Source organism: Rhodococcus sp. IEGM1428, from assembly GCF_050321865.1.
Taxonomy (GTDB): domain Bacteria; phylum Actinomycetota; class Actinomycetes; order Mycobacteriales; family Mycobacteriaceae; genus Rhodococcoides.
On the sequence record NZ_JBNQFW010000001.1, the window covers coordinates 1777142 to 1803364 of the forward strand.

Annotated in this window: 25 protein-coding genes; 15 read left to right on the forward strand and 10 right to left on the reverse strand. The window is 62.6% G+C overall.

The features are described from left to right. The first annotated feature begins 1 nt into the window (after position 1). Together ACQR3T_RS08165 and ACQR3T_RS08170 are read left to right on the forward strand one after the other, a co-directional pair. Positions 2-442, forward strand: a complete 441-nt coding sequence (locus ACQR3T_RS08165) for a carboxymuconolactone decarboxylase family protein (RefSeq protein ID WP_428692971.1) — start codon at positions 2-4, stop codon at positions 440-442. 53 nt (positions 443-495) lie between these two features. After that, positions 496-1164 (forward strand): response regulator, encoded by a 669-nt coding sequence (locus ACQR3T_RS08170; protein WP_032377981.1) that lies wholly within the window; start codon positions 496-498, stop codon positions 1162-1164. Positions 1165-1171: 7 nt separating this feature from the next. On the opposite strand, the gene ACQR3T_RS08175 is transcribed toward ACQR3T_RS08170, so the two are convergent. Next, positions 1172-1540: a response regulator gene (locus ACQR3T_RS08175; RefSeq protein ID WP_428692972.1), complete on the reverse strand. Its 369-nt coding sequence runs from the start codon at positions 1538-1540 to the stop codon at positions 1172-1174. A 75-nt stretch (positions 1541-1615) separates the two neighbouring features. Between ACQR3T_RS08175 and ACQR3T_RS08180 the strand changes: the two genes are divergently transcribed. The 5 genes from ACQR3T_RS08180 (at position 1616) to ACQR3T_RS08200 (ending at position 7343) form a co-directional block, all read left to right on the forward strand. Beyond that, positions 1616-3433, forward strand: coding sequence for a sensor histidine kinase (locus ACQR3T_RS08180; protein ID WP_428692973.1), 1818 nt, complete (start codon positions 1616-1618; stop codon positions 3431-3433). Between the two features lie 121 nt (positions 3434-3554). After that, positions 3555-4376 carry an alpha/beta fold hydrolase gene (locus ACQR3T_RS08185; protein ID WP_428692974.1) on the forward strand — a complete coding sequence of 274 codons (822 nt, stop codon included), beginning with the start codon at positions 3555-3557 and terminating at the stop codon, positions 4374-4376. A gap of 66 nt (positions 4377-4442) precedes the next feature. After that, the gene (locus ACQR3T_RS08190) at positions 4443-6053 is read left to right on the forward strand and encodes an MFS transporter (protein ID WP_428692975.1); all 1611 of its coding nucleotides are present in this window, start codon (positions 4443-4445) and stop codon (positions 6051-6053) included. Further along, positions 6050-6418, forward strand: a complete 369-nt coding sequence (locus tag ACQR3T_RS08195) for a VOC family protein (RefSeq protein WP_032377986.1) — start codon at positions 6050-6052, stop codon at positions 6416-6418. Before ACQR3T_RS08190 ends, ACQR3T_RS08195 begins: the two co-directional genes overlap by 4 nt. A gap of 106 nt (positions 6419-6524) precedes the next feature. After that, positions 6525-7343, forward strand: a complete 819-nt coding sequence (locus tag ACQR3T_RS08200) for an Fpg/Nei family DNA glycosylase (RefSeq protein ID WP_428692976.1) — start codon at positions 6525-6527, stop codon at positions 7341-7343. A gap of 68 nt (positions 7344-7411) precedes the next feature. On the opposite strand, the gene ACQR3T_RS08205 is transcribed toward ACQR3T_RS08200, so the two are convergent. From ACQR3T_RS08205 to ACQR3T_RS08230, 6 genes are all read right to left on the reverse strand, one after another. After that, on the reverse strand, positions 7412-7876 hold the full coding sequence (locus ACQR3T_RS08205; protein WP_037173634.1) for an SRPBCC family protein: 465 nt from the start codon (positions 7874-7876) through the stop codon (positions 7412-7414). Between the two features lie 146 nt (positions 7877-8022). Further along, positions 8023-10014, reverse strand: a complete 1992-nt coding sequence (locus ACQR3T_RS08210; RefSeq protein ID WP_428692977.1) for a TerD family protein — start codon at positions 10012-10014, stop codon at positions 8023-8025. 134 nt (positions 10015-10148) lie between these two features. Further along, entirely contained in the window at positions 10149-10937 is a 789-nt protein-coding gene (locus ACQR3T_RS08215; RefSeq protein ID WP_428692978.1) for an amino acid ABC transporter ATP-binding protein, read from the reverse strand. Beyond that, positions 10934-11674, reverse strand: a complete 741-nt coding sequence (locus tag ACQR3T_RS08220) for an amino acid ABC transporter permease (protein WP_428692979.1) — start codon at positions 11672-11674, stop codon at positions 10934-10936. Before ACQR3T_RS08220 ends, ACQR3T_RS08215 begins: the two co-directional genes overlap by 4 nt. A 30-nt stretch (positions 11675-11704) precedes the next feature. After that, on the reverse strand, positions 11705-12565 hold the full coding sequence (locus ACQR3T_RS08225; RefSeq protein ID WP_428692980.1) for an ABC transporter substrate-binding protein: 861 nt from the start codon (positions 12563-12565) through the stop codon (positions 11705-11707). Positions 12566-12792: 227 nt separating this feature from the next. After that, positions 12793-13797: a LacI family DNA-binding transcriptional regulator gene (locus ACQR3T_RS08230; RefSeq protein ID WP_428692981.1), complete on the reverse strand. Its 1005-nt coding sequence runs from the start codon at positions 13795-13797 to the stop codon at positions 12793-12795. Between the two features lie 172 nt (positions 13798-13969). On the opposite strand from ACQR3T_RS08230, the gene ACQR3T_RS08235 reads away from it, so the two are divergent. The 5 genes from ACQR3T_RS08235 (at position 13970) to ACQR3T_RS08255 (ending at position 18531) form a co-directional block, all read left to right on the forward strand. Continuing rightward, positions 13970-14932, forward strand: coding sequence for a dihydrodipicolinate synthase family protein (locus tag ACQR3T_RS08235; RefSeq protein ID WP_428692982.1), 963 nt, complete (start codon positions 13970-13972; stop codon positions 14930-14932). Next, a complete protein-coding gene (locus ACQR3T_RS08240; protein ID WP_428692983.1) occupies positions 14922-16070 on the forward strand; it encodes an NAD(P)/FAD-dependent oxidoreductase in 1149 nt (382 codons plus the stop codon). Before ACQR3T_RS08235 ends, ACQR3T_RS08240 begins: the two co-directional genes overlap by 11 nt. A gap of 13 nt (positions 16071-16083) precedes the next feature. Continuing rightward, complete coding sequence (locus tag ACQR3T_RS08245) at positions 16084-16470, forward strand: allophanate hydrolase-related protein (protein WP_428692984.1); 387 nt, start codon at positions 16084-16086, stop codon at positions 16468-16470. Continuing rightward, positions 16467-17855 carry a dihydropyrimidinase gene (gene hydA, locus ACQR3T_RS08250; protein ID WP_428692985.1) on the forward strand — a complete coding sequence of 463 codons (1389 nt, stop codon included), beginning with the start codon at positions 16467-16469 and terminating at the stop codon, positions 17853-17855. The genes ACQR3T_RS08245 and hydA overlap by 4 nt, the downstream gene beginning before the upstream one ends. Positions 17856-17925: 70 nt before the next feature. Beyond that, positions 17926-18531 carry a potassium channel family protein gene (locus ACQR3T_RS08255; protein WP_428692986.1) on the forward strand — a complete coding sequence of 202 codons (606 nt, stop codon included), beginning with the start codon at positions 17926-17928 and terminating at the stop codon, positions 18529-18531. Between the two features lie 264 nt (positions 18532-18795). Here the strand turns inward: ACQR3T_RS08255 and ACQR3T_RS08260 are convergent, their stop codons facing one another. Then, positions 18796-19578, reverse strand: a complete 783-nt coding sequence (locus ACQR3T_RS08260) for a class II aldolase/adducin family protein (protein ID WP_428692987.1) — start codon at positions 19576-19578, stop codon at positions 18796-18798. Positions 19579-21266: 1688 nt separating this feature from the next. Here ACQR3T_RS08260 and ACQR3T_RS08265 point away from each other — a divergent pair. The 3 genes from ACQR3T_RS08265 (at position 21267) to ACQR3T_RS08275 (ending at position 23217) form a co-directional block, all read left to right on the forward strand. After that, positions 21267-22145 (forward strand): AbiV family abortive infection protein, encoded by an 879-nt coding sequence (locus ACQR3T_RS08265; protein WP_428692988.1) that lies wholly within the window; start codon positions 21267-21269, stop codon positions 22143-22145. Beyond that, complete coding sequence (locus tag ACQR3T_RS08270) at positions 22142-22591, forward strand: hypothetical protein (RefSeq protein WP_428692989.1); 450 nt, start codon at positions 22142-22144, stop codon at positions 22589-22591. The genes ACQR3T_RS08265 and ACQR3T_RS08270 overlap by 4 nt, the downstream gene beginning before the upstream one ends. Positions 22592-22884: 293 nt before the next feature. After that, entirely contained in the window at positions 22885-23217 is a 333-nt protein-coding gene (locus ACQR3T_RS08275) for a hypothetical protein (RefSeq protein WP_428692990.1), read from the forward strand. Between the two features lie 74 nt (positions 23218-23291). On the opposite strand, the gene ACQR3T_RS08280 is transcribed toward ACQR3T_RS08275, so the two are convergent. Then, positions 23292-24812: an aldehyde dehydrogenase gene (locus tag ACQR3T_RS08280; RefSeq protein WP_428692991.1), complete on the reverse strand. Its 1521-nt coding sequence runs from the start codon at positions 24810-24812 to the stop codon at positions 23292-23294. Between the two features lie 43 nt (positions 24813-24855). Next, on the reverse strand, positions 24856-26205 hold the full coding sequence (locus ACQR3T_RS08285; protein ID WP_428692992.1) for an MFS transporter: 1350 nt from the start codon (positions 26203-26205) through the stop codon (positions 24856-24858). Positions 26206-26223: the final 18 nt, after the last annotated feature.

A 26223-nucleotide genomic window follows, 5' to 3' on the forward strand; every position in this document is an offset into this window, starting at 1 on the left:
CATGATCGACGACCAATTCTCCACCGAGAACAGAGGCCCGCGCTTCCAGGACGGACTCGACATTCGGCAACACGTGATGGGTGAAGAGTTCGTCGAGCGGGCCTTCGCCGATGCCGAGAACACCGACTCCGCTGCACTGCAGGATTTCGTCACCGACACGGTGTGGGGAGGTGTGTGGACGCGCCCCGGACTCGATCACCGCAGCCGCAGTCTGCTCAATCTCGGAATCCTCATCGCGTTGCGAGCGAACGAGGAACTTGCAGGCCACGTGCGCGGAGCGCTTCGCAACGGCCTCACCAGAACGGAAATCACCGAGACCGTCATTCACACAGCGGGCTACTGCGGAGCACCGGCCGCGCTCGCTGCGATGCGCGTCGTACAGAAAGTGCTCGACGCCGAATTAGGACCACTCGGTCCCGCACGTGGGTCGAACGACCGATGACGGCACACCCTTTCGCTTAGGATGTTGCGAATCGACGCGGTCCAGGGAGCACGATGTCCGACATTCGAGTGGTGATCGCAGACGACGACGTACTACTGCGTGAGGGCATGTCCAGCCTGCTCACCGAGGCGGGTCTGAGCGTCGTCGGCCGAGCCGGCGATGCCGAGGAACTGCTGGCGCTGCTCACTCGAGACCAACCCGACCTGGCGATCATCGACATCAGGATGCCACCGTCTTACACCGCCGAGGGGCTCGACGCGGCATTGCGTATTCGGTCCGAATTCCCGGACGTAGCGCTGTTGCTGCTGTCCGCACACGTCGAGGTCGACCATGCACTCGAGCTTCTCGACAGTGGACACAACGGCGCGAAGGGCATCGGATATCTCCTCAAGAGCAGGGTGACCGATGTGGCCGATTTCGTCTCGACGATCGATCGCGTCGCTGCCGGCGCATCGGTGATCGATCCGGCGCTGGTCTACGAGTTGGTGGCGGCGAAGCGTCGCGGAGACCCGTTGGGCGCATTGAGTACTCGCGAACGCGACGTTCTGACGTTGATGGCCGAGGGACTGTCGAATTCCGGCATCGGTAAGCGTCTGTGGATCACCGAGGGAACCGTCGAGAAACATGTGCGCAGCATTCTCACCAAACTGGATCTGGCGGAGACTGCCGACGACCATCGTCGGGTACGGGCCGTGATCCTCTACCTCGACACCGTCGGATGACACCCGGTCATGGGCGGAGCATGGTGTCGATGGCGGCGGCCGAGAGTTCGAACTTGGGAAGGAACCCGACCGCCGAGCTCGTTTCTACCAGGTCCACGAAGTCGTCCTCGTCGTGCGTGGAGACCAGAATGATGGCCGGCTTCGGTGTCAGGGCTACCGCATCGAGCGCTTCGACGACGTCGAAGCCGCTGTCGGTGCCTAGATCTATATCGACCAGTACGAGACTGGGGTGTGTCGACTGTGCGGCGCGAACTGCGTCGAGCAATGTCGATGCCGTTCCGACCACGACAATGCCCGCCGATTCGAGCAACCGACTCACAGCGACGCAGTACGCGTCGCTGTCGTCGACTATCAAACACCGCAGGCCAAAAGACATCACTCCATCGAGGGTGTCAGAAATCGCGGGGCCCGGCATTCCGGCTAACGGTACTATCGACCCCCGGATTCGGCGATGACCGCCGACGCCGCACTCCGCGACCGACTCACGACCCTCATTCTGCGACCGAGCTCGCCCCCGGTTGTGTGGGGAGCGGTACTGGCCGTTGCTTTGATCGGGGCCGAGGTATTCATCGTGCTGCTCCTCAAACGAGTTGCCCCCGAGAACGCCTTCGGAGCCGTCTTCCTGTTCGGCGTTTTGGTGGTGTCGGCGGGTTGGGGCTTCCGATTGTCGATTGCGACGTCGGCGGCAAGCGCTGCCGCATACGCCTACATCCACGTCATCGAGAGTAGTGAAAGCCTCGTCCCTGCGGTCATCGTCTTTCTTGCGTTGGCACTGCTCACCAACATGCTCGTCGGTCAATCACGTTTGCGCGCAGCCGAATCCGATCAACGACGCCGTGAAGCAGACCTGCTCGCATTGTTCGCGCGAACGATGTTGCGCTCGGACTACACGCCCGAGATGCTCGACGCCGCCAGCAGCCGACTGGCTGCCGTACTCGACCTGCCCTACGCGGCGTTGGGATCCGAAGACGCTCCCGTGTCGTCGGATCAGGAGAAGATCCTGATGCACGACGGGCCGGTCGTGACGGCGTCCCTCGTCGTACCCGCGAATCTGGATCCGACGGTGTCTCGCCGCATCCGACGGGTCGTGCCATCACTAGAGGCTCTGCTGGCCGCCGCGCGCGAGCGCCAAGACATGCACGGCCGTACCGTTGCACTTGCGCGACAACAAACGTCGCTGCGACGAGTTGCCACCCTGGTCGCGCTGCGCGCCGAACCCGACGATGTCTTCGCGGCCGTCGCACACGAACTGGCCGACGGTCTCGACAACGAACACGTCTGCGTGGTGCGGTACGCACAGGGCTACTACACGATCGTGGCCCACCGCGACGACGTCGAACACTCACTGACCGTCGGCGACCAGCTGCCGCTCGGTGGCCGCAATGTCGCCACCATCGTTGCGGAGACGGGCCGACCCGCTGTTATCGACTTCACCACTGCGACAGGAGACATCGCGGTTCGGCTGGACGGTCGAGGAATTCTGCAGTCCGAGGGCGTACCGATCTCCGTGGACGGTGCCACGTGGGGAGCAATCATTCTCGGCACCACCACTGTTCGGGACTTCGAGGGCGATGGCGTGCGAGATCGATTGACCGACTTCGCCGACCTCATCGCCACCGCCGTCTACAACCACGACACACGGCTCCAGCTGACGCGGTCCCGATCTCGTGTCGTCGCCGCGGCAGACCAGGCGCGACGCGGTATCGAACGTGACCTACACGACGGTGCGCAGCAACGAATAGTCTCGTTGGGAATGGAGCTGCGGGTTGCTCAAGCTGCGGTTCCCGGACACCTCGGCGAATTGCGGGACAGCTTGGAACGCAGTGTCGAAACTCTGTCTCAGGTGCATACCGATTTGCGAGAGCTATCGCGCGGCATCCACCCCGCGATCCTCTCCCGCGGTGGATTGGCCCCCGCGCTGAAGACCCTTGCACGGCGCAGCCCTGTGCCGGTCTCCCTCACCACCGATATCCCCTCTCGCTTGGACGAATCCGTGGAGGTAGCGGCGTACTACGTTGTCGCCGAGGCATTGACGAACACCGCGAAGTACGCCGGTGCCACGGACGTCGAGATCACGGCGCGCGTGATCGACGGGAACCTCGAACTCTCGGTGGTCGACGACGGTCGGGGCGGCGCGGATCCGAACAACGGGTCGGGTCTGATCGGCCTCCAGGATCGGGTGGCCGCGGTCGGTGGAGCTCTGACCATCACCAGTCCGCCCGGTGTCGGCACCGTGCTCTCGGTGCGGATCGGCCTCACTACCGGGTAGCCGGTAGTGCCGACGCCGGTATCCACTCCCCCGAGTTGGACGCCAGCAGCGACGCTTTCGATGCAGCCTCGGACGAATGTAGTCGGTACCCCGAAGGAACACCGACACGCAGGAGCACACCATGCCGTACATCACCACCACCGACGGAACCCAGATCTACTACACCGAGCAGGGCACCGGAAAGCCTGTGCTGCTCAGTCACGGTTGGCCGTTGTCCTCGGACGCATGGCAGCTCGAACTCAAACTGCTCGCCGACGCCGGCTACCGCGCCATCGCCCATGATCGCCGCGGACACGGGCGGTCGTCCAAGACGTCCGTCGGCAACGACATGGACACGTACGCACAGGATCTCGCCGAGCTGGTCGAGGCACTCGACTTACAGGAGCTCACCCTCATCGGCCACTCGACCGGTGGCGGCGAGGTGGTGCGCTACGCCGCACAGCACGGTGGCAGTCGCGTTGCTCGCATCATCACCGCAGGCGCAGTTCCTCCCATCATGGTGAAGTCGGAATCGAACCCGGAGGGCACCCCGATCGAAGCCCTCGACGATATCCGCAACGGCGTTCTCACCGACCGCTCGCAGTTCTACAGGGATCTGGCCGATCCGTTCTTCGGAGCCAACCGGGAGGGCTCGAACGTCTCGCAGGGAGCCAAGGACGACTTCTGGCGTCAGGGCATGCTGGTGAACCTGTCCGCTGCCTACGACTGTGTGAAGGCCTTCTCGGAGACCGACTTCACCGAGGATCTCAAAGCGCTCACCGTTCCGATGTTCATCGCGCAGGGTGACGACGACCAGATCGTTCCGATCGCCGCGGCAGCACTGAAGACTGTCGAGCTCGTCAAGGACGGCACCCTCAAGGTCTACCCCGGCGCGCCGCACGGCATCTACGGCAACTACCAGAAGGCACTGGACGCAGACATTCTCGCCTTCATCTCGAAGTAGACAGAACCGCCCAGGTGGCGACCACCGTCGCCACCTGGGTCCATCTCGGAAAGAGAGAGACGATCAATGAACACGATTGCTGGTACATCGGCATGGGCTCCGCTACGAAACACCATGTACCGCAGCCTGTTCATCGCGCAGTTGGTCTCCAACATCGGTGGGTGGATGCAGACGGTCGGCGCGCAGTGGTTTCTGGTCGAGCGAGAAGCGTCGACCACCGTCATCGCCGCTGTACAAACGGCCAGTCTGTTCCCCACGCTACTGTTGGCCCTGTTGGCTGGGGCGTTGGCCGATGCGCTCGATCGCCGGGTCCTCCTGATAGTCGTCGGTTTTGCATCGATGCTCACTGCAGGCATTCTCACCGCACTCGCATGGACCGACATCCTGTCGCCGTGGGGACTGCTCGCGTGCACGTTCGTCCTTGGTTGCTGGTCGTCTCTGTCCGCTCCGGCGTGGCAAGCGATTCAGCCGGAACTGGTTCCGCGTGAGCAAATTCCGGCCGCGTCCGCGCTGGGCGGCGTCACCGTGAACGGTGCGAGAGCGATCGGGCCGGCACTCGCCGGAGTCCTGGTAGCCGTCGCCGGTCCGACCTTCGTGTTCGCCATCAACGCGGTGTCCTTCCTGGCCACGTTGGGTGTCTTGATCGCGTGGAGGCGCCCCCGCAACGTCGTCGTGGACCGGGAGGGTTTGGCAGAGTCGATCGTCTCCGGGGTGCGCTACATCCGATCCGGTCCGGTGATTCGGCGAATCATCCTGCGCTCGGCGCTGTTTGCATTTCCGGCGTCCGCGCTCTGGGCGCTTCTTCCGTCGGCATCGTCGGCGGTCCTCGGGCTCGGGGCCGTCGGGTACGGAATGCTGTTGGGTGTCCTGGGTGTCGGAGCCATCGCGGGCGTCGCGCTGACGCCCGTGTTGAGGAAGAACTTCGGCGCGAACACCCTCCTCATCGGTTCGGCCGTCGGGTACGCAGTCGGGATGGCGGCAGTTGCGTGGCTACCGTTGTGGTTGGTGGTTCCGGCGCTGCTAGTCTCGGGCATCGCGTGGATCACTACCTTGACAGCACTGAACGCATCGATCCAACTGTCGCTTGCGTCCTGGGTGCGGGCTCGCGGAATGTCGGTGTACCTGCTGGTGTTCATGGGCGCGCAGGCTGTCGGCTCACTGGCGTGGGGCTGGCTGGCGTCGAGAATCGGCATAGTGGATGCACTGGCGGTGGCGGTCGGTGTCCTCGTAGTGGTGGCGGCCAGTGTCGCGGTGCTCCCCTTGCACCCCGAGACGGGGACTCTCGACCGAGCTGTCTCCGTTGCATGGCCCACCCCTACGGTTCTGCTCGAACCCGTGCCCGAGGACGGACCGGTGCGCGTCACCATCACCTATCGAGTCATGAAAGATGCTGCCGATGATTTCATCTCGTCGATGGCACCGGTGGGTGCCGCACGGAAACGAACAGGTGCGTATTCCTGGAACCTGTACCGCAGCCTGGACGTGGACGACACGATGGTCGAGCAATTCACCATCCAGTCTTGGAACCAGTACCGGCGTCAACGAGAGGAGCGATGGACCGGATCCGACCACGAAGTGATGCAGAACGCGTTGGCCCACGCGGTCGGAGAAGCCACCCAAACCGAGACACACGACATTGCGATTCCATTGCGCACCAACAGGAAAGGAAGATCATGACCTCGATCTCCGGGGTAGGAAACGTCTTTTATTTCGCCGAGGATCTCCCCGCCGCCGTCGAGTGGTACCGAGCGCTGCTGGGAAGTGACCCCGTCGACGAGCATCCGCAACTCGCAGCCTTCGACGTATCCGGAACGCGTTTGACCGTCCACCTGACCGACACCTACAACCGGCCGGGAGGGACAGCCGGCTCGGTGTCCTACTGGGATGTCGACGACGTGGACGCGGTGGTCGCACACTGCGTCAGCCGCGGAGGCGTCGCGCATCGGGGACCCAAGACCGTGTTCACCGGCGAGCGGCTCTGCCAGGTACTCGATCCCTTCGGCAACCTGATCGGCTTCAGGCAACGGCGTCGGGTCCACTGAGATCCAGCCGTCACCGACGATCCCGACGCCCATCGACCCCGCTGGAACTCAGCGTTCGGATCGACGGATCCGCGCATACTGCTGACGAATTGGGTACACCGGATGCATGCCCGAACTCCCCGAAGTCGAAAACGCCCGTCAGGTTGTCGAGAAGGCACTCGGTCGCGTCATAGTCGACATCGATGACACCGACACTTTCGAGTGTCGACCACACACGCCTGGAGACATTGCCCGCGCCCTGACAGGCGGCAAGCTCACCGAGGCCTGCCGACGGGGGAAGGCGATGTGGTGCGAAACCGTCACGGCCGACGGCTCCCCCGGACCGACGCTGGGCATTCATCTCGGCATGGGTGGACGCATCATCGTCACCGCTCCCGACGGCGAGCGGACGTCGAAGTACGGCGGAGGCGATCCTCACGTCGGTGAGCGTGCAACAGACAAGCCGGAGTGGACACGCTTCTCCATGACGTTCGACGATGGCGGCCAGCTTCGGCTCTTCGACAAGCGACGCCTCGGCCGGGTTAGACTCGAGCCGGACATCGAGGCTCTCGGCCCGGATGCCGCGGAGATCATGCGCGACGAGTTTCGGCACCGAATCGGTTCCAGCGGTGCACCTCTCAAGGCACGACTGCTCGATCAAGCGGCGATAGCGGGAGTCGGCAATCTGTTGGCCGACGAGGTGCTGTGGCAGAGCGAACAATCGCCGTCCAGACGCGCCAAGTCGCTGACGACAGAGGAACTCGACGAGCTTCGGGTGATTCTGCGTCGCGCGATCAGATCGGCGATCAAGAAGGGTGGCGTGCACACCGGCGAGATCATTCCGTTCCGTAAGGCGGATGCGGCATGTCCTCGGTGTGGTGCGCCCATGACTCGCGGGACAGTCGGCGGACGTACCACTTGGTGGTGCTCACGCGAGCAGGCCTGAACGGGACATACAGAAGGCCGGCCCCGAGGGGCCGGCCTTCATTGTCGATCGATCTCTATCTCAGTCGATCAGGACGTCGCTTCCACTGCGAGGCGAGCAAGCGTGTCGTTCAGTTGATCCTCTGTCACCAACGGAAACTTGATCTGCTCGAGCAGCTTCTTGTCCGTGACCTTGGACCAGTCGTAGGTATGGCGCACCAACGTCTCGTTGGGACCCTGCGACTCCAACTCCCACAACCACTCCCAGCCGGGAGGCTCGTTGCCGGCGGGTGCTGTCTTCCAGGCGAGCAGCTTGTCCTTGATGTAGCCGCTCACCACATTGTCGGTCTGGTACTCGCCGCCCATGTGATCGCCCTGCATGTTCATCGTGAACTTCTCGCCGACCTTCTGAATCCGATCGGCGTGGTCCACGCTGCGTACGAAGCCTGACCCATCGAGCGCCTGATGACGCTCGGGATTGGACAGGACGTCGAATACTGCGTCGACGGGTGCCTCGATGGTGCGTTCGACTGTGACTTTGGCATTGTCTGTCATGCGTACCGGGTGCCCACTGCGCGTCATCCTCAATCATGACGTTCGCACCTAACTGGTTTGACCTGAACCGACGGAACATTCAACCGTGTAGTCGACGGGTCGGTTGTGGCGCATCCCGTCGTGGGGCACTCCGACATCTCGGCTACTCAGTCATCCATAGTCTCGACAGAACTAACTTCCGGTGCCGAAGGAACCCATGGCTTCAGAGGCTGCACCACATCCCGATAGAAGGCGTCGAGACCGTCGGTCACGCTGCCGATGAAACTGGCCGCCGATCCGGAGCGCTTGCTGCCCATCTTGGTCGGTGACGTCAGCGTGAAGTACTGCAGCTCGCTGACTCGGCCTGCAGTCAACGATTTGGCATCCGCTCGCACGGTCGCCAGGTTCTCGCACGACACTTCGCCCGGGTCTGCGAACACGGCCTCGACCAGGATGTCGGCGGGAGCGTTCTTCAGTTGCTTGAGTAGCCACGACGCGCGTCGAAGAGCAGTCCCGTCGGGCGGCGCGTCTATCGCGGTCCGGCACTGAATCTTGTTGGTGCGCATGTCTGCTTCGACGGTGACATCTCCCGCGGCATCAGGGATGCGCAACGTGGCCGCAAGGCAGCCGGAGACAACGAGCTGCTCGACGATGTACTCGTTGCGCGCTTGGGGATCTCCGCTGAACTTCCTCGGGAGGTGGTGCTTCACCGGAACGCCGAGGTCGGCCGTCATCCGCAGCGCCAGGTGCCTGGACAGCGACGCCCATGTATTCGCCACCGACATGGCTTTGACATCACTCGAACGGAGGGTACCGGCGGTGACGGAGTCACGAACTGTCACCCAGTGGCGACCCATGTCGACGAACTCCGTCGCGCCGGACTTCGGGTGCGTCAGATATCGGACGAACTCGCTCAGAATCCATACCTGCAGTGAATCGGCAAGGTCACCGTGTGACAACAACATTCGAGCCTCGTGGATAACCTCGGACCACGAGATATGCCGCAGCGATACCTTGTTCAGCTTGGTCTTGTTCACCTGGACCGGGAGCTCACCGGCGGAGGCCGGTATGTCGTTGGACAAACTCAGAACGGTCTCGTACCTGTGACGCTTCGCGACGTCGAGGTAGTTCTCGAGCTGCTCCTTCTGTAGCTTGCCGGTGCCGGTCTTCACTTCCAGCAACGCGGTCCACACTTGGCCCGCGCGAGATACTCGGAACACACCGTCGGGAATGACCTTGCCCTCGCCCTTGACGAACTGCACTTCGAGATATCCCTCGAAGGGACCGGACGGCGCTCCGGCGTGTGCGCAGATGGCGCGAGCGAACGGACGAACCGCCTGCATCGTCGCGATCAGTGCCGAGGTGGCCCTCTTCTCTTGCTCCTCACCGGACCCGACACCGGAAACGGAGAACAGGCGAGCCGTCTGCCACCCTTCTCCCCCGGCCAGGGTGAACTGAGGCGGCGCGACCTTCTTGGCAATCGGCTTCTTGGTGCGAACGCCGCGTTTCGGGGGTTCGACATCGACAACCGAGACGTCGACGATCTCACCGGTCGTGTCGACGGCTTGCACGTGCGAGTCCGCGACCTCGACAACGACCACATCGTTCACTGACGCTTCGGGCTCACTGTCGTCGACGTCTACGCCGAAGTCTTGTGCCAAACCACCCAATCCGGATTCCCAGCCCTGCCCGACCGCGCGTAGCTTCCACGCTCCGTTCCGCCGATACACCTCTCCGAACACCAACGCACGTTCCGACGACGCATCGGCGGTCAGGAACTCCCCCAGTACCGAACCGGTCTGATCCCGCACCTGCATCGACAGTTTCCCGAAGTCACCCAACGGAACATCGTCGGAGCTGCCCGCGATGACCACCTTGTCGACTTCGGCTGCGAAAGAATCGAGATGGATCGATACCCGTTCTTGTTTTCCTTCGTCGGTGCTACTGCTCCCGCGGTAGCGCACGGTCGTGTCCGCAGACTCCGGCTGGTTGTAGAAGACGAAGTCTGCATCCGACCTAACGTGCCCGCTCGACGTCACCAACAGCGCAGACGCATCCAGATCTCGTTCCGGGTCGACCCAGGACACGATGACATCCAACTCGGTCACGTCGGCCGGTAGAGAAATGTTCTGGCCCTTGACGAGAATGGGTGAACTCACGCTCACACGCTCCTGTCGGACAAAACGGACTCCGACTGCTCACCCTATGCACCGCGTGACAGTGGGAGTCGTCCTCGCTCGACATTCATTCAATCGACCTATGCGCGCGCAAATGTTCGCCCCGCTTACGGCTGTCAGAGGATTCGACTCAGGAATTGTTGTGTACGAGCGCTTTTGGGATTGTCGAAGAACTCGCCGGGCGGTGCCTCTTCCACGATCTTTCCATCGCTCATGAAGACGACCCTGTCTGCCGCCGCTTTCGCGAAGCCCATCTCGTGGCTGACCACCACCATCGTCATGCCCTCGTCGCGCAGTCGAAGCATGACGTCGAGAACCTCGTTGACCATCTCGGGATCGAGGGCAGACGTGGGCTCGTCGAACAGCATCACTTCGGGCTTCATCGCCAGCGCACGGGCGATCGCAACGCGCTGCTGTTGGCCACCGGACAGTTGCGACGGATAGTTGTCCCCTTTGTCCGCCAGACCGACGAGATCCAGCAATTCCTGAGCTTGCCTGCGAGCCTTGTCCTTCTGAGTACCGAGCACGTGGCGCGGACCCGACGCAACGTTGTCGAGCGCGGTCATCATGGGGAACAGATTGAAGCTCTGAAACACCATGCCGGTGTGATGCCGCTGCTTCGCGATCTGCGCCTCCGACAGGGGCGTTCGCTTGTACCCCTCCGAGAAGCCCATCATCTCGCCACATACTCGAACGGTCCCGGCTTCGATCGTCTCGAGACAGTTGAGCGTGCGCAGCAAGGTGCTCTTTCCACTTCCCGATGGCCCGAGGAGAAGCACCACCTCGCCTTTGTCCACCGTGAAGTCGATGTCGTCGAGCACGACGAGATCGTTGTACGCCTTGGTCATGTTCCTGACCTCGACCATCGTCGTGGCCTTCGTCGTCGGAGTCGTTGCACTCGTCATCGGTTCACAGCCTCGGCTTCCATTGCACTGTCGTCGAGCTTTCGGGTCGACGGTCCGCCCTTGCGGCGGTAGTTCCTGTCGTATCCGCGTCCGACGCGTACTTCGATCATCTTGTGGATCAATCCCCACAGGGTGGTCAGCAACAGGAAGTACAGCGCAGCCGCGCACAGTCCTTCGAGTACGCGAAAGTTCACCTGCACCAAGAACTGCGTCCGACGCAGCAACTCCTGCACCGAGATGACAGACACGAGTGTCGTCGTCTTGAGCAGACCGTTGAAGCTGTTCCCCAGTGGGGGAATCATTACCCGTAGAGCTTGGGGAAGGACCACGACCCGAAAGACCTTCGTGGGTGACATACCAAGGGCCCGTGCTGCTTCGGTTTGTCCGGTGGGAACCGACAGCAGTCCTGAGCGGACTATTTCCGACAAATAGGCAGCCTCGTTGAGAACCAAACCGACAAGCGCCGCCTCGATCACACCGAGTTTGATTCCGACCTGAGGAAGTCCCGTGTAGATGATCACCAGCTGCACCAGGAGAGGAGTGCCGCGCATCAGCCATACGTAGAACCCGGAGATCGCTCGCAGCGGCACGAACTTCGAGGATCGGGCTGCAGCGACCACCACGGCCAGAGCGAGTCCGAGAATCATGCTGACCACCGTGAGCCAGATGGTTACCCACGCGCCTTCGAGCAACTGGGTGCTCGTCAGGATGGAGAAAAATGCGTCCCAGGACCACATGTGGGTGCCTTTCGACTTGCGTTGGTCGGATCAGCTGTCGAGAGGGCCGGTGCTGACGGCGATATCGCCGTCGTATCCGGTGACGTCGTACTGCTCGAACAGGTCGGGAAGGTAACCGTCGCTCCTCATCTCCGACAGCACGCGCGCCACCTCTGCGGAGGATTTGCTGCCCTTGGCGAATCCCATTGCAAGAGGGGCCTCGTTGATTCCACCGACTGCCGTCTCGAAGCGTCCGTCTTCCTTGTAGAACGACGTGACCGACTCGACGATGGAGGTGCCGTCGAGCTGTCCCGCCGAAAGCGCCTGATAGGCATCGGCATTGGTCTTGAACGTCTGCACCGTCAACGCGGGCTTACCCTCTGTCGCGAATTGCTCGGCCATAGCGGTCAACGTGTCGAATTCGTATCCTGGCGCTTCGACCCCGATGGTCTTGCCCGCCAGATCGTCCACGCTGGAGATCGATTCGGGATTGCCCGACGGCACCGAGATCGATACTGCCTGCACCTCGTACGGAACGAGATCGATCGTCTCGGCACGTGCAGGCGTGTAGAACATTCCGGTGTCGATCATGTCCCATCGACCGGCCTGCACACCGGGAATCTGTGCCTCGAACTCGATGTTGACGAACTTCGGCGTCAGACACAGGCGCTTGGCAATCTCCTTGCCGAGGTCGACGCGCATGCCGATCACGTCGCCGTTCGGATCGACGTACTGCATGGGCGGAAGCGTTGCATTGGTGGCCATCGTCAGCACGCCTTCTTCGGCAAGGTCCGAAGCTCCGAGAGTGGGTGTGCAGTCCGTCGGCGCGGCAGCCGACTCGGGCGAGGAACTACAGGCGGTGAGGCCGGCCGCCACGACGGCGACGGCAGCGATTCCCATTAACTTGCGCATTGAGCGAGCCTTTCGATATCGACTGCAGCGCATCGCGTTCGAAGACGGGGCGGCAGCGATTGTGACGGATTGATTCGAGAAGTGTCGACCCTTTGGGATCGATTGCATCAAGCGTCGCAGACGAATTCGGACGCGTCAACGCGGTTAACATTGCCGACACGCGGTACATCAACTGTTAACCGTTCGTGCGTGATCGCGCTCCTGCCGCCCGCACAGAACGACTCCGATCACAGTGCGGCACACGACGCCCGCTCCACCAGACGAGCACCGATTCGATACGTGCGCCCGTCGGGTTCGACCGAGTCCTTGATCTGCTGGAACAGCAGGTCCATTGCCACATTGGCCAATTGAGCAGCGCCGTTGTCGACGACTGTGATCGCGGGCTGCCACATCGCGAGCCACGGCATGTCCTCGTGACAGATCAACGACAGCTCGTCCGGTACCGACACGCCCCTGCCGACGAGTGTGGGGAGGATACCGAAGACCGCCTCGTGGTTCGCCGCGTACAGCGCGGTCATGTCCTCGGGTGCGTCGAGAAGCGAGTTGATTGCATCGGCACCGAATTCGGTGGTGAACGGGCCTTTCCGGACGATCGTCTCGTCGACGGGTATGCCGGCATCCACCAGTGCCAGTCGATAGCCCTCGTAGCGCTCGCGCCCCGACGTCGCATCCTCGTTTCCACCGATATAACCGATACGACGGTGCCCGAGCTCGATCAGATGCGCTGTCGCGTCTCGAGCACCCGTGACGTCGTCTGCCAGCACCGTCGATGCCGAGCTCCCCTTCACGGAGCGGATCAGATTGACCACGGCACGCCCCTGCGCCAGTAGCGCGTTCGAGGCAGACGCACTTCGCCCGCTGCCGATCACGATGGTTCCGTCCACACCGTGTTCGCCGAGCATTGCCAACACGTCGTCCTCACGCGCCGGATCGGCATCGGTGATGCAGAGGAGAACCTGGAATCCACTGGCTGCCGCTCGCTTCTGTACGACCTCCGCGACCGTATGAAAGGTCGCATTGAGCAGGTTGTTCATGACCAGACCGACCAAGTGCGATCTGTTGGAACGCAGTGCGCTCGCAGCCCTGTTCGGCCGATACCCGAGAACGCGGGCCGCGTCTTCGACCGCCGCCCGCGTCTCCGGTGAGATCAACGACGATCCACTCAATGCGCGTGATGCCGTGCTGCGCGAAACCCCTGCAGCGCTCGCAACGTCGATCAAGGTGACCGCCATCGGTTCTCCGTTCTCTCGATACACACCTCGGACAGACATATTCGACCGTGGTCGCGTTACAAGTACGTTTCCGGCTTGACGGCTAGACCACCTCGAAGGCAGTCTATGCAATCGATCCCACAAATGCGGGTACGACGCGGCGTCGCTCGACCCAGGCCCGAAAGGCAATCCCATGAATCGCGATGATGTCGCGTGGTCCGGTTACTGGCCCGCTGCTCCCACACCCTTCACACAGTCGGGTGAAGTCGACACCGAAGCGATCTTCGACCTGATGGATCTCTACGCCCGGTCCGGCGTCCACGGCGTGCTCGTCAACGGCAGCACAGGCGAATGGTTCAGCCAGAGCGACAACGAGCGAAAGACCGTCGCAGAAGCCTCGATCGATGCAGTTGCAGGCCGCTTCCCTGTCGTGATCGGTGTCAGCGCATACACGGCTGCGCAGTCCTCGGCGCTGGCGAAGCACGCTGCTTCCGTAGGCGCGGATGGTGTACTGGCAACACCTCCGCCGTACGTGCACACCTCGGCGGACGAGACACTTCAGTACTACCGAAGTGTCAGCACCGCAACGTCGTTGCCGTTCATGGTCTACAACTGGCCACGTGGCGTTGCCGTGGACATGGGTACGTCCCCCGGCCTGTTCGCGCGACTGGCCGACCTGGAGAACGTCGTCGCGATCAAGGACAGCACCGGCGATTGGCTCGCCATGCTCGACACAGTCGAGGCCGTGTCCAACCGCGTCCGCGTATTCGGCAGCTTCCTGCATCGGCGGGGCCTTGCCACGCTCCTCGGGCTGGGCGGAGACGGCAACATCGACGGCGGCGGAGTGGGGGCGCCCTTCGCGGTGCCGTTCTACGAGGCCGTCGCTGCACGTGACGCCGACACCGCGCGCATCTGGGTCGATCGCTATCGCGCGTTCTCGGGCCGTCTCATCGCCTCGGACTACAGCGGCGTGTACGCCTCCCCCATTCCCCAGTTGAAGGCCGTGATGAACCTTCTCGGCCAACCGGGAGGCACTGTGCGCGAGCCACTACTACCGGTCACCGACACCGACACGCTTGCCGCACTGCACTCCGTCATCGTCGAATCGGGAATCGACGATGCCTACACGACCGCCGGAGCTGTGCATGCGAACTGAGGTCGACGTCGTTGTCATCGGAGCCGGAATCGTCGGTGCTGCAACGGCTCTCGCTCTGACCCGAGCAGGCTCCCGCGTTGCTGTGCTCGACCGCACCCGGCCCAACACCGCCGGCTCGGGAACGACTGCGGGCAACCTGCACATCCAGACGATTCACACTCGCAGGCCTGGGCAGGGCACAGCCGTGGACGTCGAACAGCTGCTTCCGTTGCAGAAGTCGACGAGCACTTTGTGGAACACGCTGAACGAGACCGTGCCTGGTCTCGGTCTCAACCGGTGCGGCGGCTTCATGGTGGCCGAAACCGAAGAGCAGGTCCACGCCCTCATCACGAAGCACCGATGGGAACGCGCTGCGGGGATTCCGACGGAGGTACTGAGCGGCGACGAGGCGCGGCAGGCGCTACCGCTGCTCGGCCCGAGCATTCAGGCCGCAACCTGGTGTCCCTGGGACGGATTCGCCGAACCCGATCTGGCGGGGCCCGCGATGCTGCGGCAGGCCGTCGCCGAGGGTGCCACAGTCCATCCGTCGACGCCGGTGACCGGACTGACCCGCAAGGATGACGTGTGGAACGTGCTGGCCGGTGACGAAAGCTGGTTCGCCCCCGCCGTGATCGACGTCGCCGGTCCGTGGATGGCACCGATCGCCGCGATGGCGGGGATATCACTCGATCTCGTCCCGACGTCGTTGCAGATGCATTCTCTCAGTGCCGAGCCACGGACTCTCGAAGTGCTCGTACAGCACGTCGGAGAGGGAATGTCGATCAAGCAGGACCGTGCGGGACGACTCGTCCTGGGCGGCGGTTGGCCCGCAGGCGAGTTCCACGACACCGACGCTGCCCTGACGCGACTCGACAGCACTGACGGCAACTTGGCGCAGGTACGTCGGATCCTTCCTACGCTCGGCCAGAAACGATTGCTGGATACCTGGACCGGCCCAGTGGTCACGACGCCCGACGAAATGCCGGTCACCGGCGAAATCGACGGAGCTGCAGGCCTCTTCGTGGCCGGCGGCACGTACTCGTTCACCTTCGCACCGTTGTGGGGACACATCCTCACCGAGCTGGTGCGCGGTGGAAAACCAGAACTCGACATCTCGGCGTTCTCCCCCGACCGCCTCGTCCACCTCACTACCCACTGAAAGCAGGCTTCGCATGGCTCTGGTCACGATGTTCGTCAACGGGCAGGCAATGTCCGGCGGCACCCTGAACGACGCACTGCACAAGGCGCGATTCGTCGGAAAGGTCGACACCGCGCCGAAATATCGGTTCTTCTCGGTGCGGGACGAATTTCCCGGTCTGCACCCGGTGACAGCCGGCGGATTTGTCGTCCCGGGTGAACTGTACGAGGTCGAGTACGACGTATTGCGCGAAGATCTCCTACCCAGAGAACCGAAGGAACTCGAACTCGGCGTCATCGAGTTGGCGGATGGCTCGGGTTCCCTGTCGATGCGAATGCGCGAGAGCTACTTGACAGCCGTGGACGTCACCGACATCAGTGACCGCGGCGGATGGCTGACCTACCTCGAGAGCACCCGATGAAGGTCGTTCGCGGCGGAACCGTCGTCGAATCCCACTGGGCCGCTCCGGCAGACCTACTCATCGACAACGGCCGAGTCATCGCCGTTCTTGCGCCCGGGAGTGACGTCGATGCGGCGGCGGAGGTCATCGATGCAACCGGGAAACTGGTCATGCCGGGTGGAGTCGACCCACACTGCCACGTCGGGTTCACCTCCGGTGAATTCACGTCCCTCGATTCGTATCTCGAGTGCACGACGGCGGCCGTGTTCGGCGGCACCACCACGATCATCGACTTCGCCATCCCCCGTCCCGGTCAACAGCCGCTGGACGCCGCCGAGCTGCAACGAGCGAAAGCGTCGAGCGGACTGTGTGATTCGGCTCTGCACGCCTGCGTAGTCGAGTGGACCGACACCACCGCAGACCAACTGAAGACGCTGGCGGACGCCGGCATTCGGACGGTCAAGATGTTCACCACCTATGCGGGCGAGACGATGGCGAACGAACACACCATCCTCAACACGATGCAGGCCACTCGCGATCTCGGCGGAATGGTCATCATTCACTGCGAGTCCGACGCAATCGTCACCGACGCGCAGAACCTCGCAGCCGCAGCGGACGGAGTCGATGCAGCACACATGTCGCAGACCCGGCCCGAGCTTGCCGAAACCGCCTCGGTCGCTGCCATTCTCGCGATTGCCGAGTCACAGGGCGCACCGGTCTATTTTGTGCACCAGTCGACTCCGGCCGCAGTCGAATTGGTCGCGGACGCGCGCAAGCGAGGGCTCATTGCCTTCACCGAATCGGTTGCTCACCACCTGATCCTCGACGACTCGGCCTACGAGGGTGAGCAACCGGAACGATTCGTCTGCTGCCCACCGCTGCGGTCGGCCGAGGTGGTCGAGGAACTCGGGCGGCACCTGTTCACCGGGCACATCACCACCATCGGTTCCGACCATTGCTGCTACGACACTGCACAGAAGCAGGTGCACAGCCACGACGTGCGGCACATGCCCAACGGTCTACCCGGGGTCGAGACGCGCCTTCCGGTGATCTACTCACACTACGTCGATGGATTGGGGCTCACTGCAAGCAGATTCGTCGAATTGACCTCGTCGAACCCCGCCCGCACCAACGGCCTGTATCCACGGAAGGGATCGCTGATGCCGGGATCCGACGCCGACATCGCGATCTGGGATCCCGAACTGGACTGGACGGTGACCACCGAGACTCTGCACATGGCCACCGACTACACCCCGTACGAGGGACACCAGCTTCGAGGAAAGCCTGTCACGGTCCTCGTCGGAGGTGTGGTCGTTGTCCACGACGGGGACCTCGTCGACGCCACTCCGCGCGGCCGCCACCTCGAAGCCTCACCTCTCGACTTCAGCGGGGCATTCAGTATGTGAGGCCCGGACTCGAGCGATCTCGACTTTTGTCCGCGGACGATCTGATCGACACGCAGTACAGTCCCCGCTCATGAACTATCAGCAGTGGGAGCGAGCAACCGAATGGCCGCTTGCCGGATCAGCTCTGACGTTCCTTGCGATCTACACATGGACTGTGCTGAGCCAGCCGACAGGCACAGGGGCACACATCGCCGAGTACGCGATCCTCGGGATCTGGGCATTGTTCGGGATCGACTACCTCGTGCGACTTGCCCTTGCGGAGCAACGCATGCGCTGGTTTTTTCTGCACCTGCACGAACTTGCAATCGTCGCGTTGCCGGTACTGCGTCCGCTGAGACTGCTCCGCCTTCTCACACTGGTGAGTTTGCTGCAACGCTCGATCGGTGGCGCTCTCCGTGGTCGGGTAGTCACCTATGCCGTCGCCGGAACCTTGATGCTGGTTTTTGTCGCGTCACTTGCGATGTTCGACGCCGAACGCACCGCACCGGCCGGCAGTATCAAGACCTTCCCCGATGCCCTGTGGTGGGCAACTACGACTATCACGACGGTCGGCTACGGCGACTTCTCACCATCCACAGCGACGGGCCGATTCATCGCCGTCGGGCTGATGTCGCAGGCATCGCGCTGCTCGGAGTCGTCACGGCAACCTTGGCGTCGTGGCTCGTCCAGAAGGTAGCCGAACAGGACGACGCGAACCACGCTGCGACTCAACAGCAGGTGGCCGAACTGACCTTCCAAATCGCCTCACTGCGAACCGAACTCGCGTTGCGACCCGACAGGCGATGTTCGGCGGTGTCTTCGGCACCCGAAGGCACAGTGTCGCCTTGAAAGCCGCTGATCGAAGGACGTCGAGCTGCAGTCGTCGGCAAGTCTCGTCAAGAAGCCGCTCCCCTGTGCGGAGTTTCGGCGGCTCAAAGAGAGACAAAGTGGCCGATGTAGTTCAGTCCATCAACTCTGGGTGCTGCGCGACGATTCGGTCGTACATCGGCTGAAACTGGAACCACCCCGCGTACTCGAGACCCACCTGGTTGTACGTCAGCTTCGCCGTCACGTCATCCAACGGTTTCGGTTTACCTGCTGCCATGGCGATGAGCTGCGCCTGACTGGATCGCTCCATTGTGATGAACCACCACGCCGCGGAGTCCACGGTCCGGCCGACCGTGAGCAGACCGTGGTTCGACAGCACAATCGCCTTGCGCTGACCGAGTGCTTCACCAATTTTTCTACCCTCTTCCAACTCGGCAACGACACCCGTGTAGTCGTCGAACACGGCGTGGTCGTCGTAGAACGCGCAAGCGTCCTGAGTCAGAGGTGCCAGCCCCATCCGCAGGCTCGAGAGCGCCTTGCCGTACAGAGAATGTGCGTGTGCGGCCGCAACCACGTCCGGCCGCGCCGCGTGCACCTGGGAGTGGATGACGAAAGCAGCGCGATTGACCGGACGATTGCCCTCGACGATCTGACCCTCGTGATCGACCAGGATCAGATCGCTCGATTTGATCATGCTGAAATGCATACCGAAGGGGTTGACCCAGAAGTGGTCGGTCTTCTCTGGGTCACGAGCGGTGATATGCCCCGCCACCCCTTCGTCGAAGCCGCACTGACTGAAGAGCCGGAAAGCGGCCGCAAGTCGTTGCTTTCGGTGCTGCCGTTCGTCGTCCACCGACTCGAAAACCGGCGGAGCGGGTACGTCGATTCCTGGGCGGGTTTGAGCCAGTTCGGACATCGTGTTCCTTCGGTCGCAGGTGTCGTTTCCGCGCACGACCTCGGGGCATGGTCGACGCGTAGCGGACGGTCCGCATGACAACCCTCGCAGCAAAACATCACTGCTCGGTCATGCTTCAGTTCTACACCCGCGAATAGCACATTCGATCGCGAAAGCCCATATATGCAATGCGATGTGCGTCTTGCTGTCGCCGGAGTGGTGGCATTCGCTACGGCTCGTGGCTTTCAGTCGCAGTGTCGCCGGAGGCGTCCGGTCAGCGCTCGGCTATCGACCGATGACATCAGCCAGATACCGTCACGAGGTATTGCCATCGTTCCGCTGTGCAGCAACAGTTTTGCTGCAACCGACCTGGGTCTTCTCACCACCTCCGGGACGGAGACGAACCACCGGCACCACAATCAGCCGGCCGCAGGGTCATCGGCCGTCCACCAAGCGGAGCTGTCCGAACGGTTCGTTGCACCACCTGCAGCTCGCGTTAACGTAGTCGTGGCCGTCTTCACGTTCGCACTCATCCACTGCGCATCCGCTGCCGCAGGAGAGCATCTGCCCACATCGGCACCGCTCGCCGTCACACCCAGGGTGGTGAAGCGCTCCCGGCGGGGTGCCACAGTCGTGACACTTTCTTCTTCCGATCGGTATTCGACTGGGTCGCCAAGTGCAACCCACCGAATCGAGCATTTCCAGATCGCACGCCATGCAGATCGCCATGCCGTGCAGAGTCGCACAGGGCACCGACAGCAAAGGATTCTCGCGCTCGAAATTCTCGACGTCTCGGCGAGCTCACACCATCGAGTTGCAGACAAATCATCCAGACCGACCGGTGTCAGTGCCGCGTCACGCAGACAAAAGAGGCGGCCCCGGATTTCTCCGGAACCGCCTCTGAACTGCAGTCTGTCGGGCTGACAGGAATTGAACCTGCGACCCCTTGACCCCCAGCTAGATCGGGCATGCTTCGATGGTCCCACCTGGACCCACCGCATAGCCTCTGAGCAGGCCTTTTCATCCATGCCGGTTCACGCGGATCCACCCCCAGTTGCACCGAGTTGTGACACGCTCGCGGCACGCTCGAATACCGATTGCTCCAGGTGGATCCACTAAAGTGCTCCGAACACCAGAAGGGTCCAACGCCGCGAAAAGTGACTGAAACATCGACCCACGACGATCTCACCCCTAGCACCGAGGCCCCTCTACCCACAGCCGAATCACGGTTTACGACGGCCTCCGCGAGGACACCGATGTCCCCGAGTCGCGCACGACCCCATTCCGTACGCCACATCGCCTCACGCTCAGTGCAACTCACCGGCACCGACACCGCGGCTGGCTGTACCCAGCACCCCAACACGATGGTGGACCGCATCCGGTTCCTCGGAAACAACCTGCTCGGTGCACGCACAACATCGCTACGGACCCTCGTCGCGCAGGTTCCACCTCCGACTTCGGCGCAAATGCTCGGCTACAGCTGCTCCGTCTCCGACCGCCACGCCGAGTTGGCAGCGCAGCCAACGTCGCAGTAGCCACCTCGACCACCGCGGGTGTGAACGGGTGCTGCTCGGCGCTGCTGAACGAGTCGAAGTCTTGACTGAACGCGGTCTGACACAGAGTCTGAATGGTCAGCTCGATCATGTCCGGGGACACGTCGACAGAGCCCGACGACCTCCGCACATCCCAGTACCGGGGAGACTCGGGGAATGGCCGGCAAACAACACCTCCCTGCGAACCTCACGTCCAACCAGGTCGTGGCGTTGCAAGATGCGCTGCTCGCGAATGCGGATCGGCTACTGCAAGCAGCTATTGCAATACTGGATCGTGGCGACGTGTCACTTGCTCGGTCTCTCGCGATCCTCGGCGTGGAGGAGTCGGGCAAGGCAATTGCCCTCCACGAAAGACGTGTGCAGATCGTCCACTCCGCCGAAGGCGAACCTTTCGTGGATCAACGACTGCGGGATCTGTGGGGGTTACACAAGCTCAAGCTCGAACTAGTGCACGACTTCCTGGTGCGCGAAGACTATTGGTTCGGAGCCGAGCCATCGGACCCGGAGAGGAACGCCGAGGTCCTGGGCACCATCGAGGACTGGAAGCGCAACCAGAACCAACTCAAGCAACGTGGGTTCTACGTAGACGTCTCACCGTCTGGTGATCCGATCTCGCCGCAGGAAGCTGCCGATGCCGGGGCGGTCCGGGCCGTTGTGGGCCATGTGCATCAGATTGGCTGGCAGCTACGTCTCGGCGAACATATCGAGGGCAAGCGCCAGCGCGACCAGCAAGAGGACGTACCTCCCGCCTCCGAAGACGAGACACGACGACTTACGCAGCACGTCGATCCTGGCGTTGTCGAGCAGGTCGTTGAATCAATGACTGTGGGCGCGAGAGGAGACGACCTGCGCAACTCCAGCTACGCATTTGTCCTGCCGGCAAACCCTTTTGAGAACGTCGGTCGACCCGGATACGAAGCCCAGGACCGTGAACTCTGGGCTCTCGCTCAAGACATCGAAGAATCGTCAGACGCGGATGCTGCAAACGATGATGCCTCACAGCACGAGAATCTAAGCTCACCCGACACCGAGTGACCGCGACTTCTCGGACCTATGACGGCCTCGGCCACGCTGCGATGATGATGCGCGAGGTGGACTGCAATGCCAGCGTCATCCTCCACCTGGTGACCGCGACGATCGACGCCCACGGCGGGCAACGACCGGCCCGCGCCGCGGTAAACGGTCTCGAAATCGAGGTCGTGCTCTGCGCGGCAGTGATCACCCGGCGCGGCCCTGGCGCGCCGGGCTACGGGCGGCTCCGGGTCTGCTGCATCCACTCGGCGAAGGGGCGAGCAATACGACCAGTCTTGATATGCAGGGTTATTCGTATCGGCTTGAACTTCTGGTGGACAACGCATTTCAATCGCACCCGCTCGGACGAATTGCTTGCAGCTGTCTGGGTGTGTCTGGCCTTCGCGCATCGTGAGGGAGTCCAGTTGGCGGAGAACGTGTCGGTGCAACCGACTACGGTCGGTGGATGATCACCGACGTCAGCCATCGAGGAGCTTGGATGCCGTGGGTCGATGGTCCGCGAGATCTCAGCCGTGCGGCGGAACGATCCATGGGTGCATGGGTCTCCGCTCACTGCGAGGACCTTCCTCAACGCGTGACATTGATGCCGGCAGCTGACACTCCACGTGACCGGACTCCGTTTCTGGAGGCTTTCACTGCTAACGGCAAGGTGTTTTCTCACCGCTCCTACCGTGGCGGCGCACGAGGTCCCGTCCTGGCCGCATGGCCCGGGGTAACGCAGCTCGAGCGCGCAGTTCAGATTGTGCCGACCCACCAGGTCCTGATCGTGTACGACTGGGGAAGCAACTCGAACGAAGGGTGGGCGACTGCCGTGCAAGCCTTCGACGCGCGGACGGAGACGACCGTCGCGCCACTTGATCACGACCTCCATGACGAGTTCGAGCTCCTACTTCGTCACACCCGTGAGCTCTACGGTGGAGCCGTGAACGGACGCGATCGACATATCCCGCAGCGCAGCCTCCGAACGCTGAAGTCGGCGGGCCTGGACGAGGACTTCGTCGTGACGTACTGCATCGCCCTCGGGTTCGGGGACCACGGCGTCAAACGGCTTCGAGAGCACTACCGAGCTGCCTAACTCGATAATGCTCTCGAAGTCTGTGTCGGAATCGAATGAGGTCGTTCGTCTGTCGAACCTACGGAATCAGGTGGTCAGGCACGCGGGTTGAAGGGATCGGTGATGGTGTTTCCGGTGTCGATCCAGACGGTCTTGATTTCGCTGTACTCGTCGATGGCGTGGGCTCCGTTCTCGCGTCCGATACCGCTTTCTTTGAACCCCCCGAACGGCGCGACGTAGTTGGTTTTGCGGTAGTTGTTGACCCATACTGTGCCGGCTCTCAACCTTCGCACCATTCGGTGGGCGCGTCCGACATCGCTGGTCCACACCCCTGCTGCGAGACCGAAGGTCGTGTCGTTGGCGATACGAACTGCGTCGTCCTCGTCGGTGAACTTGATGACCACTGCGAGGGGGCCGAAGACTTCCTCTTGTGCGATGCGCATGTCGTTGGTGACGTGTGTGAAGATCGTCGGCCGCACGAAGAGACCGTCGCTCAGCGCGGGATCGGACGGTCGTGATCCGCCGGCTGCGAGGTGGGCTCCGTCCTGGTGTGCGACATCGATGTAGTGCAACACCTTGTCGTACTGGGCACGGCAGGCGACTGTGCCCATCTCGGTGTCTGCGTCGAGGGGGTTTCCGAGCTTGATTCGTTCGGTTCTCTCCACCAGTGCCTCGGTGAACGTGTCGTAGATGTCCTCGTGGACCAGGACCCGCGAACCTGCCATGCATGTCTGTCCGGTTGCAGCGAAGACACCGGCGATCACACCGTTGACGGCATTGGGCAAATCTGCATCAGGGAAGATGATGTTGGGAGACTTACCACCAAGTTCGAGTGAGACGCGCGCCAGGCGCTCGGCTGCGCCGATGGCAATCTTCTTGCCGACGGCGGTGGAACCGGTGAACGCGATCTTGTCGACGTCGGGGTTGGCGGTGAGCGCCGCGCCTACTGCCCCGGCACCGGTGACGACGTTGATGACGCCGTCCGGGAAGCCGGCCTGCTGCGCAATTTTAGCGAGGGCGAGCGTGGAGACCGGGGTGATTTCGGACGGTTTGATCACGATGGTGTTGCCTGCTGCCAAGGCGGGGCAGAGTTTCCACAGCAGCAACGCCAGTGGGCTGTTCCATGGTGTGATCGCTGCGACGACACCGATGGGTTCGCGGACGGTGTAGATCTGCATGTTGGGCACGCTGCTCGCCAATGTCTCCCCGGTCGGGCTTTCGGCGACGCCGGCGAAGAAGTAGCAGTGGTTGGCCAGAGCCAACGTCTGCCCGGCCACCTCGCGGATGAGCTTGCCGTTCTCGAGTACCTGGATACGGGCCAGTTCGTCGGCATTCTCGCGGATGAGGTCGCCGAATTTTCGCAGCAGAGCTGCTCGCGACATCGGGCTCGACTGTGACCACCCGTTGTCGAAGGCGCGCCGGGCTGCAGACACAGCATCGTCGACGTCCGATGTAGCGGCTGCCGGAACGCTGGCCCAGGGTCGCGAGTCGAAAGGGTTGATCGACTCGAAGGTGGCCTTGTCTGAGGAATCGCGCCACACGCCGTCGATCAGCATGCGGTATTGCTCGACGTTGCCTCGTGCCTCCGGTGTGGCGTTCGGCTCGGTGGTGGTCATTTCTTCGGTCCTTCCGTATCGATGTTCTTGCGCGGTGTGCGGTTCAGGCTGGGGTGGAGGAGAGCCGCTCATGGTCGGTATTGCCGCCGTCCGAAGTGAGCCCGCGCCCGGTTGTCCTCGGTATCACCCGAATTGCGACGACCGAGATGAGCGCGGCGACGATGATCATCAGCGACAGTGGCCACCACTGGCCGCCGCCCCCGCCGACGATTGCTTCGGCGATGAACGGAGTGGGCGCGCTGAAGGCGAGCCCGCCTAGTGCATTGCTCAGTGCGGTGCCGCTGTAACGCACCTTGGTGTCGAACTGGTCGGCGATCAGACTCGAGACCACGGAGTAGGTGGTGGCATGCGCGCCGATCATCATGATCACTACGACGATGCAGGTCAGCACGAGGTGGTCTCCGCGAAGCAACCAGAAGAAGGGGAACGCTGCTGCGATCGTGAACAGTGCCCCGGCCAGGAACACCTTGTGCGCACCGATCTTGTCGCTCAACGCTGCCATGAACGGTAGAGCGGCCAGGTCCACGGCGGCGGCGATCATGATGATCAGAAGTGCGGTGCTGCGCTGCAGTCCGAGCGACGACGTGGCGTAGCTGAGGAAGTAGACGGAGATCATGTAGAAGACGACGTTGACCGACGCCTGCAGTCCGATACCGATGAACAGGCTCTTCTTCGCGCGGGCAAAAACGTCGCGGATCGGGAGGCGAGCTGTTTCGCCCGCGGTCTTGAGCTCTTGAAACTGTGAGGATTCGGCGACGCCCAGGCGGATGACGAGCCCGACGATCACCAGAACGAAGCCGGCGAGGAACGGGATGCGCCAACCCCAGCTGAGCATTTGGTCGTCGGGAAGGGTTGCCACGGCAGACATGACGGCGGTGGCGAGGATCAGCCCGAGTGGGCTGCCCATCTGCGGGGCGCAGCCGTAGAGCCGTACCTTGGCCGGCGGCGCGTGCTCGACGGACATCAGAACTGCGCCGCCCCATTCGCCTCCCACCGCCAGCCCTTGGAACATCCGAAGAACGATGAGCAGGATGGGAGCCCAGATTCCGATCGAATCGTAGGTCGGTAGCGCTCCGATCAGGCCGGTTGCCGTGCCCATGATGCCGAGCGTGGCGATCAGAGTTGTCTTGCGGCCCAGCCGGTCTCCGAAGTGTCCGAAGATCGCTGCGCCCAGGGGGCGGGCGACGAACGCGACACCGAGCGTCGCGAACGACGCCAGCCGTCCTGTGTGTTCGTCGACGCCGGGGAAGAACAGATCCCCGAATACCAGTGCGGCTGCGAGGCCGTAGATGAAGAACTCGTACCACTCGATGGTGGTACCGACCAGGCTGGCGATTGCCGCCCTACGCGGGGTGTTCTTCGCGCCCGGGCGTGCCGGTGAGTTGTTGACCATGATTCCTCTTGAAAGGTT